General features: G+C 62.5%; 17 protein-coding genes. 13 read left to right on the top strand and 4 right to left on the bottom strand.

Going from position 1 to position 18648, the window contains the following annotated elements; translation table 11 throughout:
• Positions 1-7 precede the first annotated feature (7 nt).
• The gene (locus tag AC25MA_RS03080; protein ID WP_028691271.1) at positions 8-775 is read left to right on the top strand and encodes an FCD domain-containing protein; all 768 of its coding nucleotides are present in this window, start codon (positions 8-10) and stop codon (positions 773-775) included.
• A gap of 113 nt (positions 776-888) precedes the next feature.
• On the opposite strand, the gene smpB is transcribed toward AC25MA_RS03080, so the two are convergent.
• Positions 889-1371, bottom strand: a complete 483-nt coding sequence (smpB, locus tag AC25MA_RS03075; RefSeq protein WP_011532120.1) for an SsrA-binding protein SmpB — start codon at positions 1369-1371, stop codon at positions 889-891.
• Between the two features lie 161 nt (positions 1372-1532).
• On the opposite strand from smpB, the gene AC25MA_RS03070 reads away from it, so the two are divergent.
• Positions 1533-1967 carry a type II toxin-antitoxin system RatA family toxin gene (locus AC25MA_RS03070; RefSeq protein ID WP_028691270.1) on the top strand — a complete coding sequence of 145 codons (435 nt, stop codon included), beginning with the start codon at positions 1533-1535 and terminating at the stop codon, positions 1965-1967.
• An 85-nt stretch (positions 1968-2052) separates the two neighbouring features.
• Here AC25MA_RS03070 and AC25MA_RS03065 read toward each other — a convergent pair whose 3' ends face one another.
• Positions 2053-2571 (bottom strand): outer membrane protein assembly factor BamE, encoded by a 519-nt coding sequence (locus AC25MA_RS03065; RefSeq protein WP_028691269.1) that lies wholly within the window; start codon positions 2569-2571, stop codon positions 2053-2055.
• 97 nt (positions 2572-2668) lie between these two features.
• Here AC25MA_RS03065 and fur point away from each other — a divergent pair, with 97 nt between their 5' ends.
• Entirely contained in the window at positions 2669-3073 is a 405-nt protein-coding gene (gene fur / locus AC25MA_RS03060) for a ferric iron uptake transcriptional regulator (protein ID WP_028691268.1), read from the top strand.
• Positions 3074-3168: 95 nt separating this feature from the next.
• Here the strand turns inward: fur and recN are convergent, their stop codons facing one another.
• A complete protein-coding gene (gene recN, locus AC25MA_RS03055; protein ID WP_028691267.1) occupies positions 3169-4842 on the bottom strand; it encodes a DNA repair protein RecN in 1674 nt (557 codons plus the stop codon).
• Between the two features lie 182 nt (positions 4843-5024).
• Between recN and grpE the strand changes: the two genes are divergently transcribed.
• The 8 genes from grpE (at position 5025) to AC25MA_RS03015 (ending at position 15349) form a co-directional block, all read left to right on the top strand.
• Positions 5025-5579, top strand: coding sequence for a nucleotide exchange factor GrpE (grpE, locus tag AC25MA_RS03050; RefSeq protein ID WP_028691266.1), 555 nt, complete (start codon positions 5025-5027; stop codon positions 5577-5579).
• Positions 5580-5680: 101 nt separating this feature from the next.
• The gene (gene dnaK / locus AC25MA_RS03045) at positions 5681-7606 is read left to right on the top strand and encodes a molecular chaperone DnaK (RefSeq protein ID WP_028691265.1); all 1926 of its coding nucleotides are present in this window, start codon (positions 5681-5683) and stop codon (positions 7604-7606) included.
• Positions 7607-7817: 211 nt separating this feature from the next.
• Complete coding sequence (gene dnaJ, locus AC25MA_RS03040) at positions 7818-8942, top strand: molecular chaperone DnaJ (protein WP_028691264.1); 1125 nt, start codon at positions 7818-7820, stop codon at positions 8940-8942.
• A 13-nt stretch (positions 8943-8955) separates the two neighbouring features.
• Complete coding sequence (dapB, locus tag AC25MA_RS03035) at positions 8956-9762, top strand: 4-hydroxy-tetrahydrodipicolinate reductase (RefSeq protein ID WP_486971777.1); 807 nt, start codon at positions 8956-8958, stop codon at positions 9760-9762.
• Positions 9763-9988: 226 nt separating this feature from the next.
• The gene (gene carA, locus AC25MA_RS03030; protein ID WP_023629348.1) at positions 9989-11125 is read left to right on the top strand and encodes a glutamine-hydrolyzing carbamoyl-phosphate synthase small subunit; all 1137 of its coding nucleotides are present in this window, start codon (positions 9989-9991) and stop codon (positions 11123-11125) included.
• 105 nt (positions 11126-11230) lie between these two features.
• The gene (carB, locus tag AC25MA_RS03025) at positions 11231-14452 is read left to right on the top strand and encodes a carbamoyl-phosphate synthase large subunit (RefSeq protein WP_028691262.1); all 3222 of its coding nucleotides are present in this window, start codon (positions 11231-11233) and stop codon (positions 14450-14452) included.
• Positions 14449-14931 (top strand): transcription elongation factor GreA, encoded by a 483-nt coding sequence (greA, locus tag AC25MA_RS03020; protein WP_011532131.1) that lies wholly within the window; start codon positions 14449-14451, stop codon positions 14929-14931. Before carB ends, greA begins: the two co-directional genes overlap by 4 nt.
• Positions 14909-15349, top strand: coding sequence for a hypothetical protein (locus tag AC25MA_RS03015; protein ID WP_011532132.1), 441 nt, complete (start codon positions 14909-14911; stop codon positions 15347-15349). The genes greA and AC25MA_RS03015 overlap by 23 nt, the downstream gene beginning before the upstream one ends.
• 146 nt (positions 15350-15495) lie before the next feature.
• On the opposite strand, the gene yhbY is transcribed toward AC25MA_RS03015, so the two are convergent.
• Positions 15496-15804, bottom strand: a complete 309-nt coding sequence (yhbY, locus tag AC25MA_RS03010) for a ribosome assembly RNA-binding protein YhbY (protein ID WP_003249945.1) — start codon at positions 15802-15804, stop codon at positions 15496-15498.
• 102 nt (positions 15805-15906) lie between these two features.
• Between yhbY and rlmE the strand changes: the two genes are divergently transcribed.
• Positions 15907-16533 carry a 23S rRNA (uridine(2552)-2'-O)-methyltransferase RlmE gene (gene rlmE, locus AC25MA_RS03005; RefSeq protein WP_011532133.1) on the top strand — a complete coding sequence of 209 codons (627 nt, stop codon included), beginning with the start codon at positions 15907-15909 and terminating at the stop codon, positions 16531-16533.
• 203 nt (positions 16534-16736) lie between these two features.
• A complete protein-coding gene (gene ftsH / locus AC25MA_RS03000; protein WP_028691259.1) occupies positions 16737-18644 on the top strand; it encodes an ATP-dependent zinc metalloprotease FtsH in 1908 nt (635 codons plus the stop codon).
• The last annotated feature ends 4 nt before the right edge of the window (positions 18645-18648 follow it).

Here is an 18648-nt window from a genome sequence, read left to right as displayed (position 1 = left end):
GCAAGCAATGGTTTTTGATCAGGTCCGTCAGCGGCGCCTGTCCGACGACATCGTCGACCGGTTGGAAGGGATGATTCTCGAGGGCACGCTGACTTCGGGGCAGCGCCTTCCCGCCGAGCGCGTCCTGGCCGAGCAGTTCGGCGTGTCTCGTCCGTCACTGCGCGAGGCCATCCAGAAGCTGGTGGCAAAGGGGCTGCTGGTCAGCCGTCAGGGTGGCGGCAACTATGTGGCCGAAGCCCTGGGTTCCACCTTCAGCGACCCGCTGTTGCAGCTGTTGGAGCGCAATCCGGAGGCTCAGCGCGACTTGCTGGAGTTCCGTCATACCTTGGAGGCGTCATGCGCCTACTACGCGGCCCAGCGTGCTACCGAGCCTGATCGCGAGCGTTTGAAGACGGCGTTCGATGCGCTGCAGGATTGCTACAGCCGTGTCGGCGAGGTGGACCGGGTGGAGGAGGGCGCGGCCGATGCGCGTTTCCACCTGGCCATTGCAGAAGCCAGTCACAACGCTGTGCTGCTGCATACCATCCGCGGCTTGTTCGACCTGCTCAAGCGCAACGTGGTGACCAACATCGGCGGCATGTACCAGCAGCGCACGGAGACCCGCGACATGCTGATCAGTCAGCATCGCGAGTTGTACCTGGCGATTGTCGAGGGGCGGGCGGACGATGCGCGGGAGGTGTCGAGCCGGCATATCCTGTATGTGCAGGAGGTGCTGCAGGAGGCGCAGCAGGAGGCCCAGCGGGTGGCCCGGGCGGAGCGGCGCAGCGGGCGCTGAGAGACGGCGTACGCGGTTCTTGTGGGAGCGGCCACCACTCAAGATCGTCGGGGCTGCTTCGCAGTCCTATCGCGACACGAGGCCGCCCCTACAGTGACCGAGCAGGGCAGGAATTATTCTTCCTTGCCCTTGTTGCGCATCGTGCGTTGCAGTTCGCGGTTGGAGTCGCGTTCGCGCACGGTGTCGCGCTTGTCGAACTCCTTCTTGCCCTTGCCGAGCGCGATTTCGCACTTGATCAGGTGCTTGCTCCAGTACAGCGACATCGCCACGCAGGTGTAGCCCTTCTGCGCCACGGCCGCTTCCAGGCGCTCCAGCTCGCGCTTGTTCAGCAGCAGCTTGCGGGTGCGGATCGGGTCGGCGATGACGTGGGTGCTGGCGGTTGTCAGCGGGGTGATGTGGCTGCCGAACAGCCAGGCTTCGCCATCCTTGAGCAGCACGTAGCTGTCGGTCAGGTGCGCCTTGCCGGCCCGCAGGCTCTTTACTTCCCAGCCGGACAGGACCAGCCCGGCCTCGAACTTGTGTTCGATGAAGTAATCGTGTCGCGCCTTCTTGTTCTGCGCGATGGTCCCGGTCGGATGTTTCTTTTGCTTAGCCATAGGGGCGGCATTATAGGGAGAGTCCGCGTCCTCGGCTATGGGGTTTAGGTGCGCTTGAGCCAGTTGTGTGAATCCCGGACAATACAGGCCTCGTTCTGCCACACAGAACCGTATTCGAGGCGCTGCGACGCGCCGCCGCCCAGATTGGAAGTGACGCCTGGATGACTACCCATATTCAACGCTCCGCCCTGCTGCCGTTCCCTGCCCAGGCGCTCTACGACCTGGTCAATGATGTGGCCAGCTACCCGGAGTTCCTGCCCTGGTGCTCGGCTTCCACCGTGCTCGAGGCCAGCGACACGCACATGCGGGCCAGGCTGGAAGTGGCCAAGGGCGGTATGAGCCAGCAGTTCACCACGCGCAATGTGCTGGTGCCGGGCCAGTCGATCGAAATGAACCTGGAAGATGGGCCGTTCACCCAGCTGCACGGTTTGTGGGTGTTCAAGCCGCTGGGCGAGAAGGCCTGCAAGATCAGCCTCGACCTGTCGTTCGATTATGCCGGCGCCCTGGTGCGGGCGACACTGGGGCCATTGTTCAATCAGGCGGCCAATACCATGGTCGATGCGTTTTGCCAGCGTGCCAAGCAGATCAATGGCTGATTAGGGCTCGTGGTCTGATCCGCAGGCTTTTCGACAGCGCAATAAAAAGCCCGGACTGGATCCGGGCTTTTTAGTGTCGGCGCATTTACTGCGGCGAGGTTTCCAGCGGTGCTGGCGTCGGGACCGGGGTGGTCTCGATGTTGTCGATTTCTTTTTGCAGTGTGTCTTCCAGCGAGCCTGGCTTGGCCGGCTTTTCGGATTGGCTGGGCTGCTTGACCGGGCTGACCGTGGTGTCGCCGCTGCCGCCGAGGATTTCCTGGTCGCGGCTGACGCCCGGCATGAAGTCGCCGGAGAGGCTGACCAGTTGGTCGCTCTCGTTGAAGAAGATGCTCATGCGCTCTTGCTGGCGCTGGCCGCCGCCGGGCTGCAGGCTGTACAGGTAGTCCCAGCGGTTGGTGTGGAAAGTGTCCTGCAGCAGCGGGTTGCCCATGATAAACCTTACTTGCCGGCGGGTCATTCCCGGACGCAATTGGTCTATCATGTCCTGCGTGACGACATTGCCCTGCTGGATGTCGATTTTGTAAACCCCGGGAAACGAGCAACCGGCGAGTGCGAGCAGTCCCACTAGGGTGAGGCTGGTTAGCAAGAGCTTGGTGTTTTGCATCGGTGGGCGACTTCCACTATCTTGGCTGGACAACGTAAACCCCGATCATACCCGTATTAAGAGAAGCTGCGAAGCAGCATCGGCGAGAAAGCTGACCATGGTTGAAAATAGCGAATTGCGCAAAGCGGGCCTCAAGGTTACCCTGCCTCGAGTCAAGATTCTTCAGATGCTCGACTCCGCCGAGCAGCGTCACATGAGTGCCGAGGATGTCTACAAGGCGCTGATGGAAGCTGGCGAGGATGTCGGTCTGGCGACCGTGTACCGCGTACTGACCCAATTCGAAGCGGCGGGCCTGGTGGAGCGCCACAACTTTGATGGCGGCCACGCGGTGTTCGAGCTGGCGGATGGCAAGCACCACGATCACATGGTCAACGTGGACAGCGGTGAAGTCATTGAGTTCTTCGATGCCGAAATCGAGAAGCGCCAGAAAGAGATCGTTGCCGAGCATGGCTTCGAGCTGGTGGACCACAATCTGGTTCTGTATGTGCGTAAAAAGAAGTAACGATTTAGATCGTTATTGATGACAAAGGCGACCTTCGGGTCGCCTTTGTGCTTTGTGGTGTCTCAAGTCTTGCGCGATTTCTGGAGCGCGAAGGCTCAGGCCTTGCTGCTCACTACCATCTTGCGCGCATGGGCCAGCGACTCCTTGGTCAGGTCGATCCCACCCAGCATCCGCGCCACTTCCTCGACCCGCTCACGCTTGCCCAGGCTGGCCACGGCGGTGTGCGTGGTGTCGCTGTTGCGCACCTTGTGCACGAACAGGTGGTGATGGCCCTGCGCTGCCACCTGGGGCAGGTGGGTCACGGTTAGGACCTGGCCGCGCTCGCCGAGGCGGCGAAGCAGTTGGCCGACGATCTCTGCCGTCGGGCCGCCGATCCCCACGTCCACTTCGTCGAACACCAGGGTCGGAATGCGCGAGGTCTGCGCGGTGATCACCTGGATCGCCAGGCTGATACGCGACAGCTCACCGCCCGAGGCGACCTTGGCCAGGCCCTTGAGTGGCTGGCCGGGGTTGGCGCTGACCAGCAGTTCGATCTGCTCCAGGCCATGGGGCGAAAGGTCGCCGTTGTCGAAGGGCGTAAGTTCGATGCAGAAGCGCCCGCCGGGCATGCCCAGGCGCTGGATTTCCTGCTCGACGGCGGTGGCCAGTTGCTTGGCGGCCTGCTGGCGCAGCGCGCTCAGCTCGCTGGCTTTCTCTTTATAGTGCTGGGCGTAGGCGGCCAGCTCCTCGCCCAGGCGCTCAACCGACTCGTCGCTGGCGTTAAGTCCTTCGAGCTCCTCCATCAGGCGCTGTTGCAGGTGCGGCAGCTCGGTGGGGTGTACACGGTGTTTGCGGGCGAGGGTATAGATGGTGTCCAGGCGCTCTTCCAGGGCCTGAAGGCGCATCGGGTCGGCGTCGAAGTTGTCGAGGAAGCGGTTGAGTTCGCCAACGGCCTCCTCTACCTGGATCTGCGCGCTGGCGATCAGGTTGACCGCCTCGTCCAGCGCCTTTGGGCCGTTGACGACAGCGGTGAGCCGGTTGAGGCTGACGGTCAGGGCGCTCAGCACGTTGCCCGAGTCGCTTTCGCTGCACTGCTCGATGACCTGGCGGCAGATGCCGAACAGCGCCTCGGCGTTGGTCAGGTTCTTGTGTTCCTGTTCCAGCTGTTCCAGCTCGTTTTCGCCAAGGCCGAGGTTGTCCAGTTCTTCCAGCTGGTAGCTGAGCAGTTGATGGCGCGCCCGTTGCTCGTCTCCGGAATTGCTCAGGCGCTCCAGCTCCTGGCGTGTCTGGTTCCAGCGCTTGGCGGCCAGTTGGACCTGGCGGGCCAGGTCGCTGGCGCCGGCGTATTCGTCAACCAGTCGGCGGTGGGTGTCGGTCTTGAGCAGTGACTGGTGTTCATGCTGGCTGTGGATGTCGATCAGCAGTTCGCCCAGGGCCTTGAGGTCGCCCAGTGGGCAGGGGGTGCCGTTGATGTAGCCTCGGCTGCGGCCCTCGGCGGTAATCACCCGGCGCAGGATGCACGGCCCGTCGCTTTCCAGGTCGCGCTCGGCGAGCCAGGCGTGGGCCTCGGGGATGTCGATCAGGTCGAAGGTGGCGAGGATGTCTGCCTTGTCGGTGCCCGGGCGCACCACGCCGCTGTCGGCGCGGTCGCCCAGGGCCAGGCCGAGGGCGTCGAGCATGATCGACTTGCCAGCCCCGGTCTCGCCGGTGATCACGGACATGCCGCGGGCGATTTCGAGGTCGAGGTGTTCGACGATGGCGTAGTTGTGAATGGACAGGTGCACCAGCATGGGGCGGCTCCCGGAAGGTCGTGTCTGGATATTTATACAGTGCTTTTCGCGAGTCTGCCAATAGCCGGTCGACGAATGTGGAAAAGCACCTTCCCCCTTGAACCTGGTTTTTCCGACCCCATATAGCCGGCAAGACATGGCGAGCCTGGCTCGCACGACAGAAATCGTGGAGGAGAAACCCAATGGCTGACGAACAGCTGGATGAGAAGAACCTGAATTCCGAAGAAGCAGGCGCCGCGAATGCCGATGCCCGTGTCCTGGAGCTCGAGGAGCAGCTGGCCGCCGCCAAGGACCAGTCCCTGCGCGCCGCCGCCGACCTGCAGAACATCCGCCGCCGTGCCGAGCAGGATGTCGAGAAGGCCCACAAGTTCGCCCTGGAGAAGTTCGCCGGCGACCTGCTGCCGATCATCGACAGCCTGGAGCGTGGCCTGGAACTGTCCAATGCCGACGACGAGACCATCAAGCCGATGCGCGAAGGCATCGAGCTGACCCTGAAGATGTTCCAGGACACCCTCAAGCGCTACAACCTCGAGGCCATCGATCCGCACGGCCAGCCATTCAACGCCGAGCACCACCAGGCGATGGCCATGCAGGAAAGCGCCGAGGTCGAGCCGAACAGCGTGCTGAACGTGTTCCAGAAAGGCTACCTGCTCAACGGCCGCCTGCTGCGCCCCGCCATGGTGGTGGTCAGCAAGGCGCCGAGCGCTGCGCAGCCTTCGATCAATGAAAAGGCTTGAAATCTTTCCGGGCACCCCCATCTAGGTGTCAAGCCTTCAAGTATTAGTGCAGTGGGCCAAGGCAGTCGCTGCTATCAAATTCAAGTTTCGGGAGAATCAACATGGGTAAAATCATCGGTATCGACCTGGGGACCACCAACTCCTGCGTCTCCGTGCTGGAAAACGGCACCGCCAAGGTCATCGAGAACGCTGAAGGCGCGCGTACCACGCCTTCGATCATCGCCTACGCAAACGACGGCGAAATCCTGGTCGGTCAGTCGGCCAAGCGCCAGGCGGTCACCAACCCGCACAACACCCTGTTCGCTGTGAAGCGCCTGATCGGCCGCCGTTTCGAAGAAGATGTCGTGCAGAAAGACATCAAGCTGGTGCCTTACAAGATCGTCAAGGCCAGCAACGGTGACGCCTGGGTCGAGGCCTCCGGCAAGGAAATGGCTCCGCCGCAGATCAGCGCCGAAGTCCTGAAGAAGATGAAGAAGACTGCCGAAGATTACCTCGGCGAGCCGGTCACCGAAGCGGTCATCACCGTGCCGGCCTACTTCAACGACAGCCAGCGTCAGGCCACCAAGGATGCCGGTCGCATCGCCGGTCTGGACGTAAAACGCATCATCAACGAACCGACCGCCGCTGCGCTGGCGTACGGCATGGACAAGGCCAAGGGCGACCACACCGTCATCGTTTACGACCTCGGTGGTGGTACCTTCGACGTTTCGGTCATCGAAATCGCCGAAGTCGACGGTGAGCACCAGTTCGAAGTACTGGCCACCAACGGCGACACCTTCCTGGGTGGCGAAGACTTCGACATGCGCCTGATCGACTACCTCGTCGACGAGTTCAAGAAAGAGTCCGGCATGGATCTGAAGAACGATCCCCTGGCCCTGCAGCGCCTGAAAGAAGCCGCTGAAAAGGCCAAGATCGAGCTGTCCTCGAGCCAGCAGACCGATGTCAACCTGCCGTACATCACCGCAGATGCGACCGGGCCGAAACACTTGAATGTGAAGATCTCCCGCTCCAAGCTGGAGTCGCTGGTCGAAGACCTGGTCAACCGTACCATCGAGCCATGCCGCATCGCCCTGAAGGACGCCGGCATCGACGCCAGCAAGATCGACGACGTGATCCTGGTCGGTGGCCAGACCCGTATGCCGATGGTGCAGAAAGCCGTTGCCGACTTCTTCGGTAAAGAAGCGCGCAAGGACGTCAACCCGGACGAAGCCGTTGCCATGGGTGCCGCCATCCAGGGCGCTGTTCTGGCTGGTGACGTCAAGGACGTGCTGCTGCTGGACGTCAGCCCGCTGACCCTGGGTATCGAAACCATGGGCGGCGTGATGACCGCGCTGATCGAGAAGAACACCACCATCCCGACCAAGAAGTCGCAGGTGTTCTCGACCGCCGATGACAACCAGGGCGCCGTGACCATCCACGTGCTGCAGGGTGAGCGCAAGCAAGCTTCGCAGAACAAGTCGCTGGGCAAGTTCGACCTGGCCGACATCCCGCCAGCTCCGCGCGGCGTGCCGCAGATCGAAGTGACCTTCGACATCGACGCCAACGGCATCCTGCACGTCGGCGCGAAGGACAAGGCCACCGGCAAGGCGCAGTCGATCGTGATCAAGGCCAACTCCGGCCTGTCCGACGAAGAAATCGAGAAAATGGTGCGTGACGCCGAGGCCAACGCCGAGGAAGATCGCAAGTTCGAAGAACTGGCCGCCGCCCGTAACCAGGGTGACGCGCTGGTTCACTCGACCCGCAAGATGGTCGCTGAAGCCGGTGACAAGGTCACCGCTGAAGAGAAGACCGCCATCGAGGCCGCCGTGGTCGCCCTGGAAGCCGCCGTCAAAGGCGACGACAAGGCCGCCATCGACGCCAAGGTCGAGGAGCTGTCCAAGGTCTCGGCGCCTGTTGCCCAGAAGATGTACGCCGAGCAGCAGGCCGAGCAGCCACAGGGCGGCGCCCAGCAGGCCGAGCCGGAAGCCAAGCACGACGACGTGGTTGACGCCGAGTTCGAAGAAGTGAAAGACAACAACAAGCAGTAATTCCTGCATGTTGTCGGCCGGTTCACCGTCGTTTGCTGGTGAACTGGTAGGATGTCGCCGCGCGGGAGCTTGCTCCCGCGTTGGCGTGTCTGGAACACGAGAATTATTTACGGCATCTGTCGCGGCGCATTCGCCCATGACGGCAGGTGCTGGTGGCATGGCGCACGATGCGCCGAGGTATGCCGAACGCCCCCAAGAGTGCAAATGACCTATGGCAAAGCGTGATTTTTATGAGGTCCTGGGTGTCGAGCGTGGCGCCAGTGAAGGTGATCTCAAGAAGGCCTACCGCCGTCTGGCGATGAAGTACCACCCGGATCGCAACCCGGGCGACAAGGAGTCGGAAGACCTGTTCAAGGAGGCCAACGAGGCCTACGAGGTGCTGTCCGATGCCAGCAAGCGCGCGGCATACGACCAGTATGGCCACGCCGGTGTTGACCCGAGCATGGGTGGCGGCGGTGCCGGTTTCGGTGGTGCCAACTTCTCCGACATCTTTGGCGATGTCTTCAGCGACTTCTTCGGCGGCGGCCGCGGAGGCGGTCGTGGTGGTGCCCAGCGCGGCAGCGACCTGCGCTACACCCTCGAGCTCAACCTCGAAGAGGCGGTGCGCGGCACCACGGTCAACATTCGTGTGCCCACGCTGGTCAACTGCAAGCCGTGCGACGGCTCCGGCGCCAAGAAGGGCTCGACACCGTCGACCTGCCCGACCTGCGGCGGTATCGGCCAGGTGCGCATGCAGCAGGGCTTCTTCGCCGTGCAGCAGACCTGTCCGCGTTGCCATGGCCAGGGCAAGATCATCACCGACCCTTGCGGTTCGTGCCACGGCGAAGGTCGTGTAGAGGAGTACAAGACGCTGTCGGTCAAGGTTCCGGCCGGTGTCGATACCGGTGATCGCATTCGCCTGTCCGGCGAAGGCGAGGCGGGCGCCCATGGTGGTCCTACCGGTGACCTGTATGTGGTCGTCAATGTGCGCGAGCACCCGATCTTCCAGCGCGACGGCAAGCACCTCTACTGCGAAGTGCCGATCAGCTATACCGATGCCGCCCTGGGTGGCGAGCTGGAAGTGCCGACCCTCGATGGTCGCGTGAAGCTGAAGATCCCCGAAGGCACCCAGACCGGCAAGCAGTTCCGCTTGCGCGGCAAGGGCGTGGCGCCGGTGCGCGGTGGCGCGGCAGGCGACCTGCTGTGCCGGGTGGCGGTGGAAACGCCGGTCAACCTCAGTCGTCGCCAGCGCGAGCTGCTCGAAGAGCTGCGCGATTCGCTGGAAGGCGACAGCTCCCATTCGCCCAAGGCCAGCGGCTGGTTCGAGGGTGTGAAGCGCTTCTTCGGCGATCTCTGAGAAGGAACAGGCTATGCGACGTATTGCGGTAATGGGCGCGGCGGGGCGGATGGGCAAGACCCTCGTCGAGGCTGTGCAGCAGCAGGCGCCCCAGGCCGGGCTGACAGCGGCGATCGATCGCCCGGACAGCTCGCTGGTCGGGGCCGATGCCGGTGAGCTGGCGGCCCTGGGGCGTATCGGCGTGCTGATCTGCGATGACCTGGCCAAGGTCGCCGACGAGTTCGATGTGCTGATCGATTTCACGCATCCTTCGGTGACCCTGAAGAACCTGGCGTTCTGCCGCAAGGCGGGCAAGGCCATGGTCATCGGCACCACCGGTTTCACGCCGGAAGAGAAAGGGTTGCTGGCGGAGGCGGGCAAGGAGATTCCGATCGTCTTCGCCGCGAACTTCAGCGTGGGCGTGAACCTCAGCCTCAAGCTGCTGGACATGGCGGCCCGGGTGCTGGGCGATGATGTGGATATCGAGATCATCGAAGCCCATCACCGGCACAAGGTCGACGCGCCGTCGGGGACCGCTCTGCGCATGGGTGAAGTGGTTGCCAGTGCGTTGGGGCGCGACTTGCAGGAAGTGGCCGTTTATGGCCGTGAAGGCCAGACTGGCGCCCGTGATCGCAAGACCATCGGTTTCGCTACTGTACGTGCCGGTGATGTGGTCGGTGACCACACCGTGCTGTTCGCCGCCGAAGGCGAGCGCCTGGAGATCACCCACAAGGCCTCCAGCCGCATGACGTTCGCCAAGGGCGCCGTACGCGCTGCGCTGTGGCTGGAAGGGCGTGAGCCTGGCCTGTACGACATGCAGGACGTGCTTGAGCTGCGTTGATGTCGCGGGGCTGCCTGGCAGCCCCTTGTCGCATTAGTGTGGTTTAGAGACACATCTACGGTAGACCCAAAACGCACTTTTCTGTAAGCTACAGCTTTAGTGTGTCCACTAAAAGCGCGCAGCGAATTGAATTCAGCACTTAAAAGCGGGGTGACGTGTCCATACGTCACTCCGCTTTTTTGCAACCTGCGATCGCCCTTTCATGCTTGATTTACGGGAGGTCTTCTTGACAAAGCCAGCCATACTCGCCCTTGCCGACGGCAGTATTTTTCGCGGTGAAGCCATTGGTGCCGACGGTCAGACCGTTGGCGAGGTGGTATTCAACACCGCTATGACCGGCTACCAGGAAATCCTTACAGACCCTTCCTACTCGCAGCAAATCGTCACCCTGACCTACCCGCACATCGGCAATACCGGCACCACCCCGGAAGACGCCGAATCCAACCGCGTCTGGTCCGCCGGCCTGGTCATCCGCGACCTGCCGCTGTTGGCCAGCAACTGGCGCAATACCCAGTCGCTGCCTGAGTACCTCAAGGCCAACAATGTTGTCGCCATCGCCGGTATCGATACCCGTCGCCTGACCCGTATCCTGCGTGAAAAAGGCGCCCAGAACGGTTGCATCCTCGCCGGTGACAACATCACCGAAGAGCAGGCCATCGCCGCTGCCCGTGCCTTCCCGGGCCTGAAGGGCATGGACCTGGCCAAGGTCGTTTCCACCAAGGAGCGCTACGAGTGGCGTTCCAGCGTCTGGGAACTGAAGACCGACAGCCACCCGACCATCGACGCTGCCGACCTGCCGTACCACGTGGTTGCCTTCGACTACGGCGTCAAGTTGAACATCCTGCGCATGCTGGTCGCGCGTGGTTGCCGCGTGACCGTGGTGCCTGCCCAGACCCCGGCCAGTGAAGTGCTCGCGCTCAACCCCGATGGTGTGTTCCTGTCCAACGGCCCTGGTGATCCGGAGCCATGCGACTACGCCATCCAGGCGATCAAGGAAATCCTCGAGACCGAGATTCCGGTCTTCGGCATCTGCCTCGGCCACCAACTGCTGGCCTTGGCCTCCGGCGCCAAGACCGTGAAGATGGGTCATGGCCACCACGGTGCCAACCACCCGGTCCAGGATCTGGACACCGGCGTGGTCATGATCACCAGCCAGAACCACGGCTTTGCCGTCGATGAAGCCACCTTGCCGGCTAACGTACGCGCCATTCACAAGTCGCTGTTCGACGGTACCCTGCAGGGTATCGAGCGCACCGACAAGAGCGCGTTCAGCTTCCAGGGTCACCCTGAAGCGAGCCCAGGCCCGACCGACGTCGCGCCACTGTTCGATCGTTTCACCGATGCCATGGCCAAGCGCCGCTGAGCATCCTGCTTCAAGGCCCCGGGCCGGCTCGCGCCGCGCCCGGCAGTGCCTGACCCAGATTGTTCAAAGCGGCTTGCCGACTGACCCCGGATTTGAGTGACAACCATGCCAAAACGTACAGACATCAAAAGCATCCTGATTCTCGGCGCTGGCCCGATCGTGATCGGCCAGGCCTGCGAATTCGACTACTCCGGCGCCCAGGCCTGCAAGGCCCTGCGCGAGGAAGGTTTCCGCGTCATCCTGGTGAACTCCAACCCGGCCACCATCATGACCGACCCGGCCATGGCCGACGCCACCTACATCGAGCCGATCAAGTGGCAGTCGGTGGCCAAGATCATCGAGAAAGAGCGCCCTGACGCCGTCCTGCCGACCATGGGTGGCCAGACCGCGCTGAACTGCGCCCTGGACCTGGAGCGCCATGGCGTCCTGGAGAAGTTCGGCGTAGAGATGATCGGCGCCAACGCCGACACCATCGACAAGGCTGAAGACCGTTCGCGCTTCGACAAGGCGATGAAGGACATCGGCCTGGAGTGCCCGCGCTCCGGTATCGCCCACAGCATGGAAGAGGCCAACGCGGTCCTCGAGAAGCTCGGCTTCCCATGCATCATCCGCCCATCGTTCACCATGGGCGGCACGGGCGGTGGTATCGCCTACAACCGTGAAGAGTTCGAAGAAATCTGCACCCGTGGTCTGGACCTGTCGCCGACCAAGGAGCTGCTGATCGACGAATCGCTGATCGGCTGGAAGGAATACGAGATGGAGGTGGTCCGCGACAAGAAGGACAACTGCATCATCGTCTGCTCGATCGAGAACTTCGACCCGATGGGCGTGCACACCGGTGACTCGATCACCGTTGCTCCGGCACAGACCCTGACCGACAAGGAATACCAGATCATGCGCAACGCCTCGCTGGCGGTGCTGCGTGAAATCGGTGTCGAGACCGGCGGCTCCAACGTGCAGTTCGGTATCTGCCCGAACACTGGCCGCATGGTCGTGATCGAGATGAACCCGCGGGTTTCCCGTTCCTCGGCTCTGGCTTCCAAGGCCACCGGCTTCCCGATCGCCAAGATCGCCGCCAAGCTGGCCATCGGCTACACCCTCGACGAGCTGCAGAACGACATCACCGGTGGCCGCACCCCGGCGTCCTTCGAGCCGTCGATCGACTACGTCGTCACCAAGCTGCCACGCTTCGCCTTCGAAAAATTCCCGAAAGCCGACGCCCGCCTGACCACCCAGATGAAATCCGTGGGTGAAGTCATGGCCATCGGCCGCACCTTCCAGGAATCCCTGCAGAAAGCCCTGCGCGGCCTGGAAGTCGGTGCCTGCGGCCTCGACCCGAAAGTCGACCTGGCCAGCCCGGAAGCCGCCAGCATCCTCAAGCGCGAGCTGACCGTGCCGGGCGCCGAGCGTATCTGGTACGTCGCCGACGCGATGCGTTCGGGCATGACCATCGAGGAAATCTTTGCCCTGACCGGCATCGACCTGTGGTTCCTGGTACAGATGGAAGACCTGATCAAGGAAGAAGAAAAGGTCAAGACCCTGGCCCTGTCGTCGATCGACAAGGACTACATGCTGCGCCTCAAGCGCAAGGGCTTCTCGGACCAGCGCCTGGCCAAGCTGCTCGGCATCACCGACAAGAACCTGCGCCGTCACCGCCACAAGCTGGAAGTGTTCCCGGTGTACAAGCGCGTCGACACCTGCGCCGCCGAGTTCGCCACCGATACCGCCTACCTGTACTCGACCTACGAGGAAGAGTGCGAGGCCAACCCGTCGACCCGTGACAAGATCATGATCCTGGGTGGCGGCCCGAACCGTATCGGCCAGGGCATCGAGTTCGACTACTGCTGTGTGCACGCCGCGCTGGCCCTGCGTGAAGACGGTTACGAGACCATCATGGTCAACTGCAACCCTGAGACCGTCTCCACCGACTACGACACCTCCGACCGCCTGTACTTCGAGCCGCTGACCCTGGAAGACGTGCTGGAAGTCTGCCGCGTCGAGAAGCCGAAGGGCGTGATCGTCCACTACGGCGGCCAGACCCCGCTGAAACTGGCGCGTGCCCTGGAAGAAGCCGGCGTACCGATCATCGGTACCAGCCCGGACGCCATCGACCGCGCCGAAGACCGCGAGCGCTTCCAGCAGATGGTTCAGCGCCTGAACCTGCTGCAGCCGCCAAACGCCACCGTTCGCAGCGAAGACGAAGCCATCGCTGCCGCTGGCAAGATCGGTTACCCGCTGGTGGTTCGCCCGTCCTACGTGCTGGGCGGCCGCGCCATGGAGATCGTCTACGAACTGGACGAGCTCAAGCGCTACCTGCGTGAAGCGGTGCAGGTCTCCAACGACAGCCCGGTGCTGCTCGACCACTTCCTCAACTGCGCCATCGAGATGGACGTGGACGCGGTCTGCGACGGCACCGACGTGGTGATCGGCGCGATCATGCAACACATCGAGCAGGCCGGCGTTCACTCCGGCGACTCGGCGTGCTCGCTGCCGCCTTACTCGCTGAGCAAGGAAGTACAGGACGAAGTCCGCGTCCAGGTCAAGAAAATGGCCCTGGAGCTGGGCGTGGTCGGCCTGATGAACGTGCAGCTGGCCCTGCAGGGCGACAAGATCTACGTGATCGAGGTCAACCCACGCGCCTCGCGTACCGTGCCATTCGTCTCCAAGTGCATCGGCACTTCCCTGGCGATGATCGCGGCCCGCGTCATGGCCGGCAAGACCCTGAAAGAGCTGGGCTTCACCCAGGAAATCATCCCGAACTTCTACAGCGTCAAGGAAGCCGTCTTCCCGTTCGCCAAGTTCCCGGGGGTTGACCCGATCCTCGGCCCTGAGATGAAATCGACCGGTGAAGTCATGGGCGTCGGCGATAGCTTCGGCGAAGCCTTCGCCAAGGCCCAGATGGGCGCCAGCGAAGTGCTGCCGACCGGTGGTACCGCGTTCATCAGCGTGCGTGACGACGACAAGCCGCAAGTGGCTGGCGTTGCCCGCGACCTGATCGCCCTGGGCTTCGAAGTGGTCGCCACTGCCGGCACCGCCAAGGTAATCGAAGCGGCCGGCCTGAAAGTGCGTCGCGTGAACAAGGTGACCGAGGGGCGTCCGCACGTGGTCGACATGATCAAGAACGACGAAGTGTCGCTGATCATCAACACCACCGAAGGTCGCCAGTCGATCGCTGACTCCTACTCGATTCGTCGCAATGCGTTGCAGCACAAGATCTACTGCACCACCACCATTGCGGCCGGTGAAGCCATCTGCGAGGCGCTGAAATTCGGTCCGGAAAAGACCGTTCGTCGCCTGCAGGATCTGCATGCAGGACTCAAAGCATGAGCATTACCAAATACCCGATGACCGTCCAGGGCGCTCGCGCCCTGGAGGAAGAGCATCTGTTCCTGAGCAAGACCGAGCGCCCACGCCTGAGCCAGGCGATCGGCGAGGCTCGCGAGCTGGGCGATCTCAAGGAAAACGCCGAATACCACGCCGCCCGTGAGGAGCAGGGCATGGTCGAGGCGCGTATCCGCGATATCGAAGGCCGTCTGCAGAACTCGGTGGTGATCGACGTCACCACCATCGCCCACACCGGCAAGGTGATTTTCGGCACCACCGTGGTGCTGGCGAACACCGAGACCGATGAAGAGGTGACCTACCAGATCGTTGGCGAAGACGAAGCCGACGTGAAGCAGGGCAAGCTCTCCAGCGGTGCGCCGATCGCCCGCGCCATCATCGGCAAGGAAGAAGGTGATACTGTCGTCGTCAAGACGCCAAGTGGCACGGTCGAGTACGAGATTGTCGAAGTCAAGCACATCTGACCGGCGCCTGCGGGCGCCATCCCTCGAGGGGATCCTCTGGCAGCTGGCCCAGGTGTTCTGGGTCGGCGGCCTGTGGGTGTTCCACGTGGGGCTGGTGCCGGCGCTCAAGGTCAGTGGCCTGGCGCCTTTGCTGGTGCACGACGTGGCTGCGCAGATCGACCGCTGGTTGATTGGCGTGGCCATGCTCGGGTTGTTGACCCAGTTGGCAGTGCTGGCGAGGGTGGATGGCCTGGCGGCCTGGTGGCGGCAGTTCCGCGGCCAGATGCTGCTGCTCGGCTTCGGCGCCTGCGTCAGCTACTACACGCTGCGCTACGGGATCTCCGTGGGCGAGCGTTGGCAGATGTTCTGCTTCCTGGTGCTGGGCTTCTCCGGCATCGTGCTGGTGGCCCAGCCGGTCCCGGTCAGGGCGCGGCGGTAAGCGACTCAATATCGCCGGGGCCGCTTTGCGGCCCTTTCGCGATGCAAGGCCGCTCCCGCAGGGATTGCGCTGCGCCGGAGGTCGGTGCGGCCCCCTGTGGGAGCGGCCTTGTGTCGCGAAAGGGCTGCGCAGCAGCCCTGCTACCGTTACTTGTAACGGTGGATGTTGGACAGCTGCTTGTTCGGCTGTGGGTTCTTGCGGTAGATCAGCGCTTTCTTGCCGATGGTCTGCACCAGTTCGGCGCGGCCGGCCTTGCACAGTTCGGCGATGGTCTCGGCGCGTTCCTCGCGATCTTCCGAGCGAATCTCGACCTTGATCAGCTCATGGTCGACCAGGGCGCGCTCCAGTTCGGCGATCACGCCTTCATTCAAACCGTTGCCAGCAACGATCAGGACCGGCTTCAGGTCGTGACCAATGGACTTGTATTGCTTCTTCTGCTCGTTATTGAGCGGCATAATCTGACCCTTTTCGTCTGATTCTGTAAAATTGACGGGCATTTTACCCGAGGGCCTGTGGCTCCGCCCAGTCAAACACGACGCATATCATCGAGGTGCCCCGTGGTACAACGTTCCAAAAGCAGCGCAAACTGGCTGCGTGAACATTTCAACGATCCTTTCGTCAAGCAGGCGCAGAAGGATGGCTACCGCTCGCGCGCGAGCTACAAGCTGCTGGAGATCCAGGAGAAAGACCGCCTGATCCGTCCGGGCATGAGCGTGATCGACCTCGGTGCGGCTCCCGGTGGCTGGTCGCAGGTAACCAGTCGTCTGATTGGCGGGCAGGGCCGCCTGATCGCCTCGGACATACTGGAAATGGATTCGATCCCCGACGTTACCTTCATCCAGGGCGATTTCACCCAAGACGAAGTGCTGCAACAAATCCTGCAGGCGGTCGGCGATTCGCACGTCGACCTTGTGATTTCCGATATGGCCCCCAATATGAGTGGTACGCCTGCAGTGGACATGCCGCGCGCCATGTTCCTCTGCGAACTGGCCCTGGATCTGGCGACCCGCGTGCTCAAGCCCGGCGGAGATTTCCTGATCAAGATCTTCCAGGGCGAAGGCTTCGACATGTACCTCAAGGACGTGCGCAGCAAGTTCGACAAGGTGCAGATGCGCAAGCCGTCCTCCTCGCGAGACCGTTCCCGTGAACAGTACCTGCTGGGCAAGGGTTTCAAGGGCGCATGAAAGGCGTGTTGCGGGGTTGCCGATAGTTATTTCCAATCGGCCGTCCCGACTGGATCGTCCGAACTTCGTGTAGTCTAGCTTTCACAAAGGGTTACAGACGGTGCCTGCGGATGCGTGGGTAATGTAGTAAGTTAGGGCGATGAATATCATGCGAGGCACGGCTGCGTCGTGCGCCGGCCTCAGAGGGTAGCGAATTGAACGACATGGCAAAGAATCTGATCCTGTGGTTGATCATCGCCGCCGTCCTGGTGACGGTGATGAACAACTTCTCCAGCCCTAACGAGCCGCAGACCCTCAACTATTCCGACTTCATCCAGCAGGTCAAGGATGGCAAGGTTGAGCGGGTGACCGTCGACGGCTATATCATTACCGGCAAGCGCACTGACGGCGACAACTTCAAGACCGTACGCCCGGCGATTACCGACAACGGCTTGATCGGAGACCTGGTCGACAACCACGTCACCGTCGAGGGCAAGCAACCTGAACAACAGAGCATCTGGACCCAGTTGCTGGTTGCGAGCTTCCCGATCCTGGTGATCATCGCCGTGTTCATGTTCTTCATGCGCCAGATGCAGGGCGGTGCCGGTGGCAAGGGCGGGCCAATGAGCTTCGGCAAGAGCAAGGCGCGCCTGCTGTCCGAAGACCAGGTGAAAACCACCCTGGCTGACGTCGCCGGCTGCGACGAGGCCAAGGAAGAGGTTGGCGAACTGGTCGAATTCCTGCGCGATCCGGGCAAGTTCCAGCGCCTGGGTGGTCGTATCCCTCGCGGCGTGCTGATGGTCGGCCCGCCGGGTACCGGTAAAACCCTGCTGGCCAAGGCCATTGCCGGTGAAGCCAAGGTGCCGTTCTTCACCATTTCCGGTTCCGACTTCGTCGAGATGTTCGTCGGCGTGGGCGCCAGTCGTGTTCGCGATATGTTCGAACAGGCCAAGAAGCACGCGCCGTGCATCATCTTCATCGACGAGATCGACGCTGTCGGTCGTCATCGTGGCGCCGGCATGGGTGGCGGTCACGATGAGCGCGAGCAGACCCTGAACCAGTTGCTGGTCGAGATGGACGGCTTCGAGATGAACGATGGCATCATCGTCATTGCAGCCACCAACCGGCCCGACGTGCTCGACCCGGCGCTGCTGCGTCCCGGTCGCTTCGACCGCCAGGTGGTGGTTGGCCTGCCGGACATTCGCGGTCGTGAGCAGATCCTCAAGGTGCATATGCGCAAGGTCCCGGTTGGCGAGAACGTCAACGCGGCGGTCATTGCCCGTGGTACCCCGGGCTTCTCCGGTGCCGACCTGGCCAACCTGGTCAACGAGGCGTCGCTGTTCGCCGCCCGTGCCAGCAAGCGCCTGGTCGAGATGAAGGAGTTCGAACTGGCCAAAGACAAGATCATGATGGGCGCCGAGCGCAAGACCATGGTCATGTCCGAGAAAGAGAAGCAGAACACCGCGTATCACGAGGCGGGCCACGCCATCGTCGGTCGCGTCGTTCCCGAGCACGACCCGGTCTACAAGGTCTCGATCATTCCCCGTGGCCGCGCCCTGGGCGTGACCATGTTCCTGCCGGAAGAAGACCGCTACAGCCTGTCCAAGCGTGCGCTGATCAGCCAGATCTGCTCGCTGTACGGTGGCCGTATCGCCGAAGAGATGACCCTGGGCTTCGACGGTGTTACCACCGGGGCCTCCAACGACATCATGCGCGCCAGCCAGATCGCCCGGAACATGGTCACCAAGTGGGGCCTGTCCGAGAAACTCGGCCCGCTGATGTACGCCGAAGAGGAGGGCGAGGTATTCCTCGGTCGCAGCGCGGCGAGCCAGCATGCCAGCGTCTCGGGCGAAACCGCCAAGATGATCGACTCCGAAGTGCGCAGCATCATCGATCAGTGCTACGCCACGGCCAAGCAGATCCTTACCGACAACCGCGACAAGCTCGACGCCATGGCCGAGGCCTTGATGAAGTACGAAACCATCGATGCCGACCAGATCGACGACATCATGGCTGGCCGTACCCCGCGCGAGCCACGTGACTGGGACAATGATTCCGGAACCTCCGGCAACCAGGCTTCCCAGGATGATCGTCCGGAGTCGCCGATCGGCGGTCCAGCGGCTCAACACTAAGGGT

It is taken from the genome of Pseudomonas sp. P65(2024), from assembly GCF_057480955.1.
This window is presented reverse-complemented; position numbering and strand designations above follow the sequence as displayed.